The 14,089-nt window shown below is 63.8% G+C and carries 16 protein-coding genes and 1 tRNA gene; 12 read left to right on the plus strand and 5 right to left on the minus strand.

From position 1 onward, the window contains the following. The first annotated feature begins 6 nt into the window (after positions 1–6). Positions 7–915, plus strand: a complete 909-nt coding sequence (gene rsmI, locus NKI06_RS09810; RefSeq protein ID WP_352985069.1) for a 16S rRNA (cytidine(1402)-2'-O)-methyltransferase — start codon at positions 7–9, stop codon at positions 913–915. Continuing rightward, on the plus strand, positions 908–1,285 hold the full coding sequence (locus NKI06_RS09815) for a YraN family protein (protein ID WP_023698068.1): 378 nt from the start codon (positions 908–910) through the stop codon (positions 1,283–1,285). The genes rsmI and NKI06_RS09815 overlap by 8 nt, the downstream gene beginning before the upstream one ends. 176 nt (positions 1,286–1,461) lie before the next feature. On the opposite strand, the gene NKI06_RS09820 is transcribed toward NKI06_RS09815, so the two are convergent. Beyond that, the gene (locus NKI06_RS09820) at positions 1,462–2,268 is read right to left on the minus strand and encodes an undecaprenyl-diphosphate phosphatase (protein ID WP_023687560.1); all 807 of its coding nucleotides are present in this window, start codon (positions 2,266–2,268) and stop codon (positions 1,462–1,464) included. A 169-nt stretch (positions 2,269–2,437) separates the two neighbouring features. Here NKI06_RS09820 and NKI06_RS09825 point away from each other — a divergent pair, with 169 nt between their 5' ends. The 9 genes from NKI06_RS09825 (at position 2,438) to NKI06_RS09865 (ending at position 11,416) form a co-directional block, all read left to right on the plus strand. After that, on the plus strand, positions 2,438–3,130 hold the full coding sequence (locus tag NKI06_RS09825) for a glutathione S-transferase family protein (protein WP_023672063.1): 693 nt from the start codon (positions 2,438–2,440) through the stop codon (positions 3,128–3,130). Continuing rightward, positions 3,111–4,265, plus strand: a complete 1,155-nt coding sequence (gene queG / locus NKI06_RS09830) for a tRNA epoxyqueuosine(34) reductase QueG (protein WP_023728744.1) — start codon at positions 3,111–3,113, stop codon at positions 4,263–4,265. Before NKI06_RS09825 ends, queG begins: the two co-directional genes overlap by 20 nt. After that, positions 4,262–5,191, plus strand: coding sequence for an SDR family oxidoreductase (locus NKI06_RS09835; protein ID WP_352985071.1), 930 nt, complete (start codon positions 4,262–4,264; stop codon positions 5,189–5,191). The genes queG and NKI06_RS09835 overlap by 4 nt, the downstream gene beginning before the upstream one ends. Positions 5,192–5,237: 46 nt before the next feature. Then, positions 5,238–6,320: a penicillin-insensitive murein endopeptidase gene (gene mepA, locus NKI06_RS09840; RefSeq protein ID WP_373420153.1), complete on the plus strand. Its 1,083-nt coding sequence runs from the start codon at positions 5,238–5,240 to the stop codon at positions 6,318–6,320. Positions 6,321–6,457: 137 nt separating this feature from the next. Then, positions 6,458–7,477 (plus strand): glucokinase, encoded by a 1,020-nt coding sequence (locus tag NKI06_RS09845; protein ID WP_023687565.1) that lies wholly within the window; start codon positions 6,458–6,460, stop codon positions 7,475–7,477. Positions 7,478–7,755: 278 nt separating this feature from the next. Continuing rightward, entirely contained in the window at positions 7,756–9,615 is a 1,860-nt protein-coding gene (locus tag NKI06_RS09850) for an ABC transporter ATP-binding protein (protein WP_023681221.1), read from the plus strand. Then, positions 9,612–10,433: a 4-hydroxy-tetrahydrodipicolinate reductase gene (gene dapB / locus NKI06_RS09855; RefSeq protein ID WP_352985073.1), complete on the plus strand. Its 822-nt coding sequence runs from the start codon at positions 9,612–9,614 to the stop codon at positions 10,431–10,433. The genes NKI06_RS09850 and dapB overlap by 4 nt, the downstream gene beginning before the upstream one ends. A 27-nt stretch (positions 10,434–10,460) precedes the next feature. Then, positions 10,461–11,081, plus strand: coding sequence for a 2,3-bisphosphoglycerate-dependent phosphoglycerate mutase (locus NKI06_RS09860; protein ID WP_023672068.1), 621 nt, complete (start codon positions 10,461–10,463; stop codon positions 11,079–11,081). 250 nt (positions 11,082–11,331) lie between these two features. Next, positions 11,332–11,416: transfer RNA gene (locus NKI06_RS09865), tRNA-Leu, on the plus strand. 102 nt (positions 11,417–11,518) lie between these two features. Here NKI06_RS09865 and NKI06_RS09870 read toward each other — a convergent pair. From NKI06_RS09870 to NKI06_RS09880, 3 genes are all read right to left on the minus strand, one after another. After that, a complete protein-coding gene (locus tag NKI06_RS09870) occupies positions 11,519–11,863 on the minus strand; it encodes a low affinity iron permease family protein (protein ID WP_352985075.1) in 345 nt (114 codons plus the stop codon). A 198-nt stretch (positions 11,864–12,061) separates the two neighbouring features. Beyond that, the gene (locus NKI06_RS09875; RefSeq protein WP_023681217.1) at positions 12,062–12,370 is read right to left on the minus strand and encodes a DUF1236 domain-containing protein; all 309 of its coding nucleotides are present in this window, start codon (positions 12,368–12,370) and stop codon (positions 12,062–12,064) included. Positions 12,371–12,418: 48 nt separating this feature from the next. Then, positions 12,419–12,679, minus strand: coding sequence for a hypothetical protein (locus NKI06_RS09880; RefSeq protein WP_245262541.1), 261 nt, complete (start codon positions 12,677–12,679; stop codon positions 12,419–12,421). 176 nt (positions 12,680–12,855) lie between these two features. On the opposite strand from NKI06_RS09880, the gene NKI06_RS09885 reads away from it, so the two are divergent. Then, positions 12,856–13,155 carry a DUF1236 domain-containing protein gene (locus NKI06_RS09885; RefSeq protein ID WP_023681215.1) on the plus strand — a complete coding sequence of 100 codons (300 nt, stop codon included), beginning with the start codon at positions 12,856–12,858 and terminating at the stop codon, positions 13,153–13,155. A 47-nt stretch (positions 13,156–13,202) separates the two neighbouring features. Here NKI06_RS09885 and NKI06_RS09890 read toward each other — a convergent pair whose 3' ends face one another. Continuing rightward, entirely contained in the window at positions 13,203–13,868 is a 666-nt protein-coding gene (locus tag NKI06_RS09890; RefSeq protein ID WP_352985076.1) for a hypothetical protein, read from the minus strand. Between the last annotated feature and the right edge of the window lie 221 nt (positions 13,869–14,089).

Raw genomic sequence — 14,089 nt, forward strand, 5'->3', positions numbered from 1 at the left:
ACCCCGGTGACCGGCGAGAAGCGCAGCTATGTGATCGGGCAGACCGAGATCGCGGTCCGGTCGGTGGCGCCGGCGCTGTATCTGGTGGCGACGCCGATCGGCAACCTCTCCGACATCACGCTGCGCGCGCTGGAGACGCTGGTCGCCGCCGACATCGTCGCCTGCGAGGACACTCGCGTCTCGCGCGTGCTGCTCGATCGCTACGGCATCCGGCGGCGCACCACCGCTTATCACGAGCACAACGCCGGCGAGGCCGGGCCGAAGCTGATCGCGGCACTCGAGGCCGGGCAGAGCGTGGCGCTGATTTCGGATGCCGGCACGCCGCTGATCTCCGACCCAGGCTACCGGCTGGTCGGCGAAGCGCTGGAGCGCGGCCTGCGCGTGGTGCCGATCCCCGGCCCATCGGCGCCGCTGGCGGCGCTGACGGCGTCGGGCCTGCCGTCCGACGCCTTCCTGTTTGCCGGGTTTCTGCCGGTGAAATCAGGGCAGCGGATGACAAAGCTGGAAACGTTCAGGGCGGTGCCGGCAACGCTGATCTTCTTCGAGTCGCCACGCCGGCTGGCCGAAACGCTGGTCGCCATGGTCGAGGCGTTGGGCGGCGCGCGCAAGGCCGCCATCGGCCGCGAGCTGACCAAGACTTTCGAAGAGATGCGGACGGGAACGCTGCAGGCGCTGGCCGATCATTATGCGGCGGCCGATACGCCGAAGGGCGAAATCGTCATCTGCGTCGGGCCCGCCGAGATCAAGGCCGACCAACCCGCCGACATCGACAGGCTGCTGCTGTCGCTGGCCGCCGAAATGCCGGCGTCCAAGGCGGCGGCGGAGGCGGCGAAGATGACCGGCGGGCAGAAGCAGGCGCTTTACCGGCGGCTGCTGGAACTCAGGGATGCGGTTGGAGAAGGCGAAGGTGGCTGAGCGCCCGGCCGCCAGCCGCCAAAAAGCCTATCGGCGCGGCCATCGCGGCGAGTGGCTGGCGGCAGCGGCGCTGATGCTGAAAGGTTATCGCATCCTCGCCCGCCGGCATCGCACCCGCTTCGGCGAGATCGACCTGATCGCCAGGCGCGGCGACCTGGTGCTGTTCGTCGAGGTCAAGGCGCGGCGCACGCTGATGGAAGCGATGGAGGCGATCGGCCACGAATCGGAGCGCCGCATCGAGGGCGCCGCCGACATCTGGCTGTCGCGGCAGCCGGACTACGGCAGATTGTCGATGCGCTTCGACATGATCGCGGTGCTGCCCTGGCGCTGGCCGGTGCATGTCGAGAACGCGTTTTTTGGGAGGAGTTAGCGGCCTTTACCCTCCCCCTTGTGGGGAGGGTCGGTGAGCAAGCGACCCGAAGCGTCGTTGGCGAAACGGGGCGGGGGCGTGGCGCCCCCACCCCGATCCGCTTTGCGGATCGACTGACCGGGGCGAGCCGCCTGTCTCGCCCGTCCTTCGGACCCCCACAAGGGGGAGGGTAAAGCTCACCCCCAAATGAAAAGCGCCACCAACCCAACCGCTCCCACCACCAGGCGCCACCAGCCGAACAGCGAATAGCCGTTGCGCGAGACGTAATCGAGCAGGAAGCGGACGACGATCAGCGCGGTAAGGAAGGCGGCGATGAAGCCGATAGCGATGATCGGCAGGTCGGCGCTGCTCAGCACGTTGCGGTTCTTGAACAGATCGAAGGCGAAGGCGCCGACCATGGTCGGGATGGCGAGGAAGAAGGAGAATTCCGCCGCCGCGCGCTTGTCGACGCCCAGCAGCAGCGCGCCGACGATGGTCGAGCCGGAGCGCGACGTGCCGGGGATCAGCGACAGGCACTGGAACAGGCCGATCTGCAGGTAAAGCCTTGTCGGGAAGCGCTCGACGTCACGGTAGACCGGCTGCAGCTTCATGCGGTCGACGACCAAGAGCACGACGCCGCCGATGATCAGCATGATGCAGATCAGCCTTGGCGATTCGAACAGCACCGTCTTGATGAAATCATGCGCCAGCGCGCCGATGATGGCGGCCGGCAGGAAGGCAATCAGGATGCCGATGACGAAATGCCGCGTCAGCCGATCATGCGGCAGGTCGAGCAGCATCTGCCACAGACGGCGGAAATAGACGCTGAGGATCGCCAGGATGGCGCCGAGCTGGATCAGGATCTCGAACGCCTTGCCGGTGGAATGGAAGCCGAGGAAATGGCCGGCGAGCAGGATATGGCCGGTCGAGGAGACCGGGATGAACTCGGTCAGCCCCTCCAGCAGGCCGAGCAGCAGGGCTTCGACGATGGTGTGGCTATCCATGGCAACCTCGGCATTCAAGGGACGGAAGGAAACGGCTGGCAAAAGGGCTTGCTTGTCACGGCGCGGAAGTCCCCCTATAGGTCGCAGCACCGTGACGGCCGCATGACGGGCCGCCAAGACTTACCGGTGCGGACGGCGATTCGCCAGTGCGCCTTAATATCGCGGAATCATGCTGACGCTTTTCCATCACCCGATGTTCGCCACCTGCCGCTTCGTGCGCCTCGCCTTCGGCGAATATGGCGAGGAGCTGGCGCTGATCGAGGAAAAACCGTGGACGCGGCGCAAGGAGTTTTTGGCGCTGAACCCCGCCGGCACCTTGCCTATCCTGCTGGCCGAAGGCGACGTGCCGATCGTCGGCGCCATGGTGATCGCTGAATATCTCGACGAAACACGTGGTGTCCTGAAGCGCGACAAGCGCCTGTTTGCGGAAGACCCGATGCAGCGCGCCGAAATCCGCCGCCTGACCGACTGGTATCTCAACAAGGCCGAGAGCGAAGTGACCCGGCATCTGGTGCGCGAGCGCGTGCTGAAGCCGGTGATGCCGGAAACGGCGGGCGGCGGTTCCCCCGATTCGGCGGCGATCCGCGCGGCGCGCGCCAACATTCGCCAGCACATGAAGTACACCAACTGGCTGGCCGGCACCCGTCATTGGCTGGCCGGCAGCAAGGTCACCTATGCCGACCTGGCGGCAGCGGCGACGCTGTCGGTGCTGGATTATCTCGGCGAGATCGATTGGCGCGAGCATGCCGCGGCGCGCGAATGGTACACGCGGGTGAAATCGCGGCCGTCGTTCCGGCCGCTGCTCTCCGACCGGGTTCGCGGCCTGTCGCCGGTTTCGCATTATGCGGACCTCGACTTCTAGAAGCCAAACCCTGCGCGCGCTGATCGACGCCGAGGCGCGGCGCGCCGGCTTCGATGCGGTTGCCGTCACCACGCCTGACGCGATCCCGCTGGCGCCTGCCAGATTGGCAGAATTCGTCGCCGATGGTTTTCACGGTTCGATGGCGTGGATTGCGGAGACGCTTCAACGCCGCAGCGAGCCTTCGACGCTGTGGCCCGAGGTGCGCTCGATCATCGTGCTGGCAATGAATTACGGCCCCGACCACGATCCGCGTGCGCTGCAGGCAAGGCGCGATCTCGGCGCGATCTCGGTCTATGCGCAAAACCGCGACTATCACGAGGTGATGAAGGGCCGGCTGAAGGAGATCGCCGGCAAGATCGTCGCGCGGGCCGGCGGCGACGTGAAGGTTTTCGTCGATACGGCGCCCGTGATGGAAAAGCCGCTGGCTGAGGCCGCCGGGCTCGGCTGGCAAGGCAAGCACACCAATCTGGTCAGCCGCGAGCACGGCTCCTGGCTGTTTCTCGGCACCATCTTCACCACGGCGGAGCTCACGCCAGATTCGACCGAGGTAGACCATTGCGGTTCCTGCCGCGCCTGTCTCGACGCCTGCCCGACCGATGCCTTTCCGGCGCCCTATCGGCTCGATGCCAGGCGCTGCATCTCCTACCTGACCATCGAGAACAAGGGGCCGATCCCGCAAGAATTCCGCGAAAAGATCGGCAACCGCATCTATGGCTGCGACGATTGTCTCGCCGCCTGCCCGTGGAACAAGTTCGCCCGCGCCGCCTCGGAGGCCAAGCTCGCCGCGCGCGATGAACTGCGCGAACCGCCGCTGGCGGAACTGTTGCAGCTGGACGACACGGCGTTCCGGACCTTTTTCTCCGGCTCGCCGATCAAGCGCATCGGCCGCGACCGCTTTGTCCGCAATGTGCTGACCGCCGCCGGCAATTCCGGCGATGTTTCGCTGGCCGGCCCGGTGCGCGATCTGCTTGGCGATGCCTCGCCGCTGGTGCGCGGCGCGGCGATCTGGGCGCTGGCGCGGCTGGTGACGGCCGCCGAATTCAACGGGCAGGCGGCGATCTACTTGAAAACCGAAACCGACACTACAGTGCAGGACGAATGGCTGTCCGCATTGCCAATCGAGGCGCATGCATGAGCGAAAAACAGGTTTTTATCTTCGGCGCCGGCTATTCGGGCAAAGCCTTTGCACGGGCCAATGCGGAGGCGATTACGATCTTCGGCACCACGCGCTCATCGGAAAAATTCGACGCGCTGCGGCAGGTCGGCATCGCGCCGCTGCTGTTCGACGGCGCCCTGACCCCTGAAATCGGCGATGCGCTGGAAAAGACCCCCCATCTCATCGTCTCCGTGGCACCGGAGGAGGCCGGCGACCCTGTGCTTCTCGCCGCGCGAAAGGCGATCGAGGCGATGCCGGCGCTTCGCTGGATCGGCTATCTCTCGACCGTCGGCGTCTATGGCAATTATGACGGCGCCTGGGTCGATGAAACGGCCGAGTGCCGGCCGGTGTCGAAACGCTCGTCGATGCGAGTGGCGGCCGAGCGGGACTGGCTGCAGCTTGGCCTCGAGACCGGCAAGCCGGTGGCGATCCTGCGGCTTTCCGGCATTTATGGGCCGGGACGCAACGCGCTGGTCAATCTGGAAAACGGCACGGCCAGGCGGCTGGTCAAGCCCGACCAGGTGTTCAACCGCATCCATTGCGACGACATCGCCGGTGCGCTCTGGCACCTCATCGGTGGCAATAGAGGCGGCATTTTCAACGTCACCGATGACGAGCCGGCGCCGCCGCAGGATGTCGTCACCTATGCCGCTTCGCTGATGGGCGTCGAGCCGCCGCCGGAGATTCCTTTCGAGACCGCCCAACTTTCGCCCATGGCGCGGTCCTTCTATGGCGAGAACAAGCGCGTCGCCAACGCCGCGATCAAGGCAGCGGGCTACCGGTTCCGCTATCCGGACTACCGCCAGGCGTTCGATCGGATGTGGGCCGACGGCAGCTGGCGCGACGGCGAGCCGCGCAGCCCGATGAAGGTAGATAATCGAAACGCGAGCCCGAGGGTGATATGATTCGATTGTGTTGCGGACTTTTGCAGTGGGGTTCATGACGATTTCGATGCGATCCTTGACCGGCAGACGGCCGTTCCTGACGGCGGCGCTGGCGATCGTGGCGCTGGCCGGGCTGGTGGCGGGCGCAATCACGGCCGAGCCACGGGCAAAAGACCTGTTCGGCGCCAAGAAGCTGCCGGCGGTGGCTGCGGCGCAATCCTTCGGCTTCTATTCAAAGGGCTGCTTCACCGGCGGCGTCGCCATTCCGATGGACGGCCAGAACTGGGAGGTGATGCGTCCCTCGCGCAACCGGCGCTGGGGTCATCCAACGATGATTGCGCTGATCGAGAAGCTGTCGCGCGATGCCGCCGCCGACGGCTGGCCGGGGCTTCTGATCGGCGACATTTCGCAGCCGCGCGGCGGCCCGATGCTGACCGGGCACGCCTCGCACCAGATCGGCCTCGACGCCGACATCTGGCTGACGCCGATGCCCGACCGCAAGCTTACGACCCAGGAGCGCGAAAACATCAGCGCCACGCTGATGGTCGACGACAAGACGCATCTGGTGAAGGACAGGCTGTGGAAGCCGATACATACCAAGCTGTTGAAGCGCGCCGCGAGCTATCCGGAAGTCGAGCGCATCCTGGTCAATCCAGGCATCAAGAAGAAGCTGTGCGACACCGTCACCGGCGACCGTACCTGGCTGAGAAAAATCCGGCCGTTCTGGGGCCATGACTATCATTTCCACATCCGCATCGGCTGCCAGCCGGGTTCGCCCAACTGCAAGGGACAGGAAGCGACGCCCGACGATGACGGCTGCGGCAAGCCGCTGGCCTGGTGGTTTACCGAGGAGCCGTGGCGCCCCAACAAGAACCCGGATGCGCCCAAGGCGCGCGACCTGATGACGATGGCGAACCTGCCGAAACAATGCCAGTTCGTGCTTGACCAGCCCGACGCGGACTCGGCCGAAGCCGTCACCTATCGCGGCGGCGGCGTGCCGATCGCCGCCAGGGCGCCGGAACCCGACGCGCCTCCGCCTATTGCGGGCAATGCGGGCGGCTTGCCAAACGCAGCCAACGCCTTCACCGCCACGCCGGAGATCGGCATTCCCCTGCCAAGGCGACGGCCGCCGGCAAACGTCGGACAGTGATGGCGAACTGACGCTTTCCCTTTCCGGGGCCATGCGCTAGTCAATCGATTGAACACCGGGCGATTGAACACCGGGCGATTGAAAAACCGGGCGATTGAAACGGTCGCAACGGCGCCGCAAAGGGGACGAGCAAGAGCATGTCAGGCGACGACGACACCGCGTTGCGGTTTCCAGTGCTGATCGGCGACATCGGCGGCACCAATGCGCGCTTTTCGATCGTGCTCGACGCAAATTCGGAAGCCGGTGAGCCGCATATCGTGCAAACCGCCAATTTCGCCACCATAGACGAGGCGATCCAGGCGGCGGTGCTCGACCGGTCGTCCATCCGGCCGAATTCGGCAGTGCTGGCGATCGCCGGACCAGTCGATGGCGACGAGATCCCGCTTACCAACTGTCCCTGGGTGGTGAAGCCGAAGCAGATGTTTGCCAATCTGGGCCTGGGCGACATCGTCGTGCTCAACGATTTCGAGGCGCAGGCGCTGGCCGTCGTGGCGCTCGGCGAAGAGCATATGGAAAAGATCGGCGGCGGCACGCCGGAGGAGAATGCCGGACGCGTCGTGCTCGGCCCCGGCACCGGCCTCGGCGTCGCCGGGTTGGTTCATGCCCTCCACCACTGGATACCGGTGCCTGGCGAAGGCGGCCATATGGATATCGGTCCGCGGACGCCGCGCGATTTCGAGGTGTTCCCGCATATCGAAAAGCTGGACGGCCGCATTTCGGGCGAGCAGATCCTGTGCGGGCGCGGTCTGGTCAATGTCTACCGGGCGGTCGCCAAGGCCGACGGCAAGCCGGCGCCGTTCACCACGCCGGCCGAAATCACCGGGGCGGCGCTGGCCAAGACCGACCCGGTTGCCGAGGAAGCGCTGGCGCTGTTCGTCACCTGCCTCGGCCGCACCGCCGGCGACCTCGCGCTGGTGTTCATGAGCCGCGGCGGCGTGTTTTTGACCGGCGGCATCGCGCAAAAGATCGTTCCGGCACTGAAGGAAGGCAGTTTCCGTGCCGCCTTCGAGGACAAAGCGCCGCACAGCGCGCTGATGGCCTCGATGCCGGTCTATGTCATCATCCACCCGCTGGCAGCGCTTCTGGGCCTTGCCGCCTATGCCCGCAACCCGTCGCTGTTCGGCGTCCAGACCGCGGGGCGGCGCTGGCGCACGTAATCCATTTCGTCCCGAACATGGGTCTGTTCCTGGAAATGGCTGCCGCTTTCGTGACCCTGACCTCGAGCCGCGACGAAGTTTCGCCATAGGCAAGCCGTAGCCGGGGCGCTAAGAGGGGGCCGAATTCCAGCCTGGCATCCCTAGATGCCGGTTGATTTCAGATCGAATCGACCTGAAATCATCCGGCTCTAAATCAAAGAGATAGAGCATGATGTCGTCCGAAAACCGCTTCACACTTCTCGGCATCATGCTCTAGCAAACCACGAAGCGCCCGCGATTTGACCGCTCAAAGTCCACTCAAACTGAAAGTCCAGCCAGCTGAGGTCACTGCGGTGCTGCGCCGCATCCTGGCCGAAAACGGTAGTGAATATCGCTGGACCTATGTCGTTGCCGTCGGCTGCCTGCTGATTGTTTCCGCCACCACCGCCTTCACGGCGTGGATCATGGCCCCGATGATCAACGAGATCTTCTACGAACGACGCGGCGACATGATCGTCTGGATCTGCGCCGGGTTCATGGCCGCCTCCGTGCTGCGCGGCTTCGCCGGTTACGGCCAGGCGGTCGCGTTGGCCAAGATCGGCAACAATCTGGTCGCCCGCTACCAGAAGCGCAGCTTCGACCACCTGATGAAGCTCGGCGTCGACTTCTTCAACGATACGCGTTCCGGTCGGCTGGCGGCACAGGTCAACGAGAATGTCGGCGGCGTTCGCGATCTGCTGTCGCTGACGCTGACCTCCATCAGCCGCGACGCGGTCTCGCTGATCGCCCTCGTCGGCGTCATGATCTACCAGGATCCGGTGTTGTCGCTCAGCTCGCTGCTGATCGGGCCGCCGCTGATCTGGGCCGTCGTCTACATCACCCGCCGATTGCGGCGCATCAACCGGGAATCGGTGCTGATCAACTCGCGGCTGAACGGGTCCGTACAGGAGGCCACGCAAGGCATCGCCATCGTCAAGGCCTTCACCCTGGAAGCCGAGCTGGCGCGCCGGATCGGCATCATGGCCGATACGGCCGAGCAACGTAACAACAAGATCGCCCGGGTCGCGGAGCGGCTGTCGCCGATTTCCGAGATTTTGGGCGGTCTCGCCATTACCTCCGTCCTTGCCTATTCCGGCTACCGGGCGCTGGTGCTCGGACAACCACCAGGCGCGGTGTTTTCCTTCATCACCGCGCTGATCATGGCCTACGATCCGGCACGGCGCCTGGCTCGTACGCAGGTCGGTATGGAACGTGCCCTGGTCAACGCCCGGATGATTTACGAGCTGCTCGACCTGGAGCCTAAACAGGGCGATGCGCCCGACGCGGTCGAAGCCAGGATCACCACCGGCGAGGTTCGCTTCGACAATGTGACGTTCGGCTACAGCGCCGACATGCCGGTGATCAGGAACCTGAGTTTCACCGCCGCGGCCGGCAAGGTTACGGCGGTGGTCGGGGCCTCGGGTGCCGGCAAGACGACGCTCGTGGCGCTGCTGCAGCGCTTCTACGATGTCGACAAGGGTTCGATCGAGATCGATGGCCAGGACATTTCCAAAGTCACCAAGCACTCGCTGCGCGGCTCGATCGCCTATGTCTCGCAGGCGCCCTATCTGTTCGAAGGCAGCATACGCGACAACATCCGTTTTGGCCGACTTTCGGCGACCGACGCCGAGATCGAGCGGGCGGCGGTGCTGGCGGCGGCCGACGAGTTCATCCGTCAGCAGCCGCAGGGCTACGACACGCCCGTCGGCGAGGGCGGCTCGACACTTTCCGGCGGCCAGCGCCAGCGCGTCTCGATTGCGCGGGCGATCGTGCGCAACGCGCCGATCCTTTTGCTCGACGAAGCGACCTCGGCGCTCGACAACGAGGCCGAGGCGCGCGTCCAGGAGGCGCTGACCCATGTGATGGAAGGGCGCACCACCATCGTGATAGCGCATCGCCTGTCGACGGTCGTCAACGCCGACCACATTATCGTGCTTGAAGAGGGGCGCCTGGTCGAGGAAGGCACCCATGCCGCACTGATGGCCGATCCAAACAGTGTCTACGCCCGCTTCCACCGCATTCAAGGCAAGAACGGACTGGGGCTTGTCGACGACTCGAAGCCCGTCCAAACTCCGGTCCGGCGCAGCCGCGCCAAGAAGGCGGTGGGGAGAACAGCATGAGCGAATCCAGCGAAATGGGCCTGGTGGTGGTGGGGGCGGCCGGCCGCATGGGCCAGACGCTGATCCGCGCCATCCATTCGATCCCCGGCGCCCGCGTCGTCGGCGCGGTCGAACGAACCGGATCGCCTTATCTCGGCAGGGATGTGGGCGAGCTTGCCGGCATCGGCACCATCAATGTGACGATCGGCGACGATCCGCTGCCGGTGTTCGCCAAGGCCGACGGCGTGCTCGATTTCACCATGCCGGCAGCCACCGTCGAATTCGCAGGCTATGCCGCGCAGGCACGCATTGCCCATGTCATCGGCACCACCGGCTGCTCGGCGGAAGACGACGCCAGGATCGAGGCCGCGGCGCGCCACGCGACGATCGTCAAATCCGGCAATATGAGCCTCGGCGTCAATCTTCTGGCGGTGCTGGTCGAGCAGGCCGCGCGCGCGCTCGGTCCAGAGGATTTCGACATCGAGATCCTCGAAATGCATCACAAGCACAAGGTCGACGCGCCCTCGGGCACCGCCTTGCTGCTCGGCGAAGCGGCGGCGGCGGGACGCGGCATTTCCCTTGCCGGCAACGATGTGCGGTCACGCGACGGCCATACCGGCGTGCGCAAGCCAGGAACGATCGGCTTTGCCAGCTTGCGCGGTGGCTCGGTGGTCGGCGACCACAGCGTCATCCTGGCCGGGACCGGCGAGCGCATCACGCTGTCGCACCATGCCGAGGACCGCGCCATCTTTGCCCGCGGCGCGGTCAAGGCCGCGCTCTGGGCGCGCGGTAAAAAGCCCGGACTTTATTCCATGCGGGACGTGCTCGGCTTGAGCTAAACTATCCATAATTTTGAAGGAGCAAACATGTCGGGAACTCTCGTGCTCGTGCGCCACGGCCAGAGCGAATGGAACCTGAAGAACCTGTTCACCGGCTGGCGCGATGTCGACCTTACCGAGCAGGGCCACAAGGAGGCCAAGGAAGCCGGCCAGAAGCTCAAGGCACGCGGCTTGAAATTCGACATTGCCTTCACCTCGGCGCTGATCCGGGCGCAGAAGACCTGCCAGCACATTCTCGACGCGGTCGGCCAGAGCGATTTGAAGACGATCCGCGACCAGGCGCTGAACGAGCGCGACTACGGCGACCTCTCCGGTCTCAACAAGGACGACGCGCGTCAGAAGTGGGGCGAAGAGCAGGTGCACATCTGGCGCCGCTCCTACGACGTGCCGCCGCCCGGCGGCGAAAGCCTGAAGGACACCGGCGCCCGCGTCTGGCCCTATTATCTTCACGACATGCAGTCGCATGTGCTGAAGGGTGGCACCGTGCTGGTCGCCGCGCATGGCAATTCGCTGCGCGCACTGATCATGGCGCTGGACGGCAAGAGCGGCGAGGAGATCGTCAAGCTCGAGCTCGGCACCGGCGTGCCGGTGATCTACAAGCTCAACGCCGATTCCACTGTGGCGTCGAAGGACGTGCTGGAGGGGTGAGGTTTTCGGCCAACTCATTCGCCGAGTCGGCGCTGCCCCTCATTGCCAGCCTCGGCGCTCTTCTTGTGACGCAGGTGACCGGCGAAGATCATCGATGAGAGCGCCCCTCTCCCCGTCACTGTGCGGGGAGAGGATGCCGGCAGGCAGGTGAGGGGCGGCGTTGACCCCCGGGAAACTAAGCCGGCAGGCTGCGGCCCTCGAAAAAGCGCGTTGACACATATCGTTTGCCCGCTTACATGAGCCCGCACCAGCCCAGATGGCGGAATTGGTAGACGCGCACGGTTCAGGTCCGTGTTCCGCAAGGAGTGGAGGTTCGAGTCCTCTTCTGGGCACCAAATTCCCGTTTCGGATAAGTCCGAAATGATTTAGACGCGAAGCAAAAAAGCTCGGTTTTCCGGGCTTTTTTGTTGATGGATGACAGATAGTCCAGCGGAGGGTCAATGCGGCGGGCGAACCGCTTTCATTGCTTCTTCTTCGAGTGTCTGGAGCTTCTCCCGAGTCTCCTCCGGCTCGGCATGCTCCAAGCCGACGACATCGTTTCTGGTCTCATTCAGCGAAACGATAATCTCATCAAGCTTGGCGTGAATGGCGGCCGTGTCGCGGTAACCCTGGATCAGCACAACGCCGGTGATCACGATGGCCGCTACCGACAATGCGTAGGTGACCACATTGGTCAGGCCGAATGGCACCAATGCAGTACAGAGCAGCATGGCTACAAGAAGGACATAGAAGCCCGGTGGCCGGGATAGAAAGTCGCCCATCACAAACAGGAAGCGATTCATATCCAGGCCGCGGTCAAAAATGCCACGAGTGCGGTGACGGCTACGCAAATTGGAATTGCCGCGAGTAAGGCAGCTTCCAGGACCCAAGTTTCCTTGTCGCTAAACATCAGACATCCTCCCGTTGAGAAAAGGCTGCCCGTAGACTTTCACAGGGCAGCCACAGCCCGCCGCGCCCGCCCGGCGCGGCGGGGTCGCGCGTTATTCGATGATCTGCACGACCTTGCGCGTGTCGGGATCGACGAGAACCGCATGATCTCCGACAACCGTATACTTGTAGCGGACATCCGGAACGTCGATTGCGTGGAGCTCGACAGTGTCTGGAAGTGCCGTGCCGACATTGAGTTCGACGCCGAGCAAACTGACTGAGGCCAGCTTCTGCTTATGGATATATTCGCGAATGACCGTCTGTTGTTCGGGCTTGAGAACAATAACGTCCTCGGCAAACGAGGTGCCGATGCCCGCCATAAGGACGAGGGCGCCGGCGGCGCTGACGAAATATCTGGTCATGGGAATTTCCTTTTCATAGGTCAGTTCGGAAGCGTGGATACGAGCAGATCAGCCGCCACTCGCAGGGGCTGGGGCAGGTGCCGCAGGCTTTGCGGGTGCAGCCGGAGCTTCCACCTTTGGCGCTTCAACCTTGACGTTGATGTCCTTGCCGCCGTCGCCGCGGATATTGATGACGCCTGTAAAAATAAGCAATACTACGACTGCAATAAGTGCAAGAACAACAGCAATTGCAGTGCCGCCCCCACCACCAGAATTAACAACAGTTGGGCCGTCGGCCATGTGTTCCTCTCCTGTTTTATTTAGTTGCATTTGGGAAACGCCTGCCCCGCTTGAACGTTCCGCCTCGGGACTTGGGTCTTAGCTGATATCCGACTTTGGTCTGGTTCGCCGCGGACTGAAGTCACAGGAACAATCTGGCTGATCTCAAGTTCGGTCCCTCGGCGAACAGGCGTGGTGCCGTCGCCGGATTACGCGAGGAGAAAACCATGAAAATCCACTTTGCAAGTGCCGCTGCAGGCTTGTTGCTTTTGGCTGGGGTCGGCGCCGCCGCAGCTCAGGATGTCGTCATCACACCGGAGCAGGATACGGTCGTCCGCGAATACGTAAAAAAGCAGCCGCTGGCCTCGGTGAAGATCCCGGGCGTGGAGCTGAACGTCGGCAGTGCCTTGCCTGATACGGTCGAGCTGCACGAAGTTCCCAACGTCAAATACCGCTACGTCGTGGTCGACAACCGCACCGTCCTGGTCGATCCCAGCACCCGGAAAATTGTGAAGGTCTACGACTGATCGAATAGCTGCCGCCCGCCGCCGGCCATGGCGGCGGGCAGCGGATTTCACATTGCGATCCAGGATGATCGAAGATGATCGATGACGTCGAGACATCGCCAGCCCTTGATACCCGCTTGGGTTCTCTCAGGGCGAGAATGCGCGATGCGCGCATAACAGAGGCCGACATGAAGACCTTTCAGGAAGTCGCATCCATCATGGTTGGCGGCAGTGGCCGCATCAGCGGCGATGACCTGATTGCAGCGTCGTTCGTCCTCGAGGACCAGCCGGAAGGCTCGTGAGGCGGAGTACTCACGTGTGCAGGCTCCCGCAACGCTGATCCCAAGTGTTCTGGTGCTGAACACATTCCTGCTACGGGCCGGCGTCGAAGGCGTGCCCGCTGGCGAGGTCGCGTCGCGCTCAAGCATCGTCCAGAACACCATGTCGCCGCATGTGACGATACCCGGCCATGCTAGCCGATGCGGGCGCCATAGAAAATCACCGCGGCCGGCAGAACCGGGCAGGCCGGTCCAGAGCGTCGCCACGCCTATGGTCAGAAATGTCACCGAGGCCATTTTGGTGCAGATCGGATGATGGTAGCGGGCGATCGCCATATCGACCGTACGGGCGCCGGCCTGGGAAGGACCCACCAGCGCGCCAAGGCCGACCGCCGCGCCCAGCGTGGTCGGCGCGCTGTTGCCCTGCAACGCAGGGCTATGGGCGTGCTCGCACAAGTTAGCTCCAGCTTGAGGCACGGCGTGAAGTCTCGGTCCTTGCCCCCCGATGGCGAGGTACGAAGTCAAAAGCGGTCAATGTGATTAGCGATCTACAGTCGATTTCAGCCGCCTTCGGATGATAGCGCCACAATCGCGAGATTTGTCGATAATAATCGATATTAGGCTGTATTCGCGACTATCCCTCATAGTGGGCGATTAGATAAAATTGATATGATATC

It is taken from the genome of Mesorhizobium sp. M0772 (genome assembly GCF_040320135.1).
Lineage (GTDB): Bacteria > Pseudomonadota > Alphaproteobacteria > Rhizobiales > Rhizobiaceae > Mesorhizobium.

Coding starts and splice junctions, on each gene's coding strand:
- NKI06_RS09880 (WP_245262541.1), bottom strand. CDS start 12,679: ATGCAACTAAATAAAACAGGAGAGGAACACATGGCCGACGGCCCAACT.
- NKI06_RS09870 (WP_352985075.1), bottom strand. CDS start 11,863: ATGAATCGCTTCCTGTTTGTGATGGGCGACTTTCTATCCCGGCCACCG.
- dapB (WP_352985073.1), top strand. CDS start 9,612: ATGAGCGAATCCAGCGAAATGGGCCTGGTGGTGGTGGGGGCGGCCGGC.
- NKI06_RS09825 (WP_023672063.1), top strand. CDS start 2,438: ATGCTGACGCTTTTCCATCACCCGATGTTCGCCACCTGCCGCTTCGTG.
- queG (WP_023728744.1), top strand. CDS start 3,111: ATGCGGACCTCGACTTCTAGAAGCCAAACCCTGCGCGCGCTGATCGAC.
- NKI06_RS09835 (WP_352985071.1), top strand. CDS start 4,262: ATGAGCGAAAAACAGGTTTTTATCTTCGGCGCCGGCTATTCGGGCAAA.
- NKI06_RS09875 (WP_023681217.1), bottom strand. CDS start 12,370: ATGACCAGATATTTCGTCAGCGCCGCCGGCGCCCTCGTCCTTATGGCG.
- NKI06_RS09845 (WP_023687565.1), top strand. CDS start 6,458: ATGTCAGGCGACGACGACACCGCGTTGCGGTTTCCAGTGCTGATCGGC.
- mepA (WP_373420153.1), top strand. CDS start 5,238: ATGCGATCCTTGACCGGCAGACGGCCGTTCCTGACGGCGGCGCTGGCG.
- NKI06_RS09860 (WP_023672068.1), top strand. CDS start 10,461: ATGTCGGGAACTCTCGTGCTCGTGCGCCACGGCCAGAGCGAATGGAAC.
- NKI06_RS09820 (WP_023687560.1), bottom strand. CDS start 2,268: ATGGATAGCCACACCATCGTCGAAGCCCTGCTGCTCGGCCTGCTGGAG.
- NKI06_RS09885 (WP_023681215.1), top strand. CDS start 12,856: ATGAAAATCCACTTTGCAAGTGCCGCTGCAGGCTTGTTGCTTTTGGCT.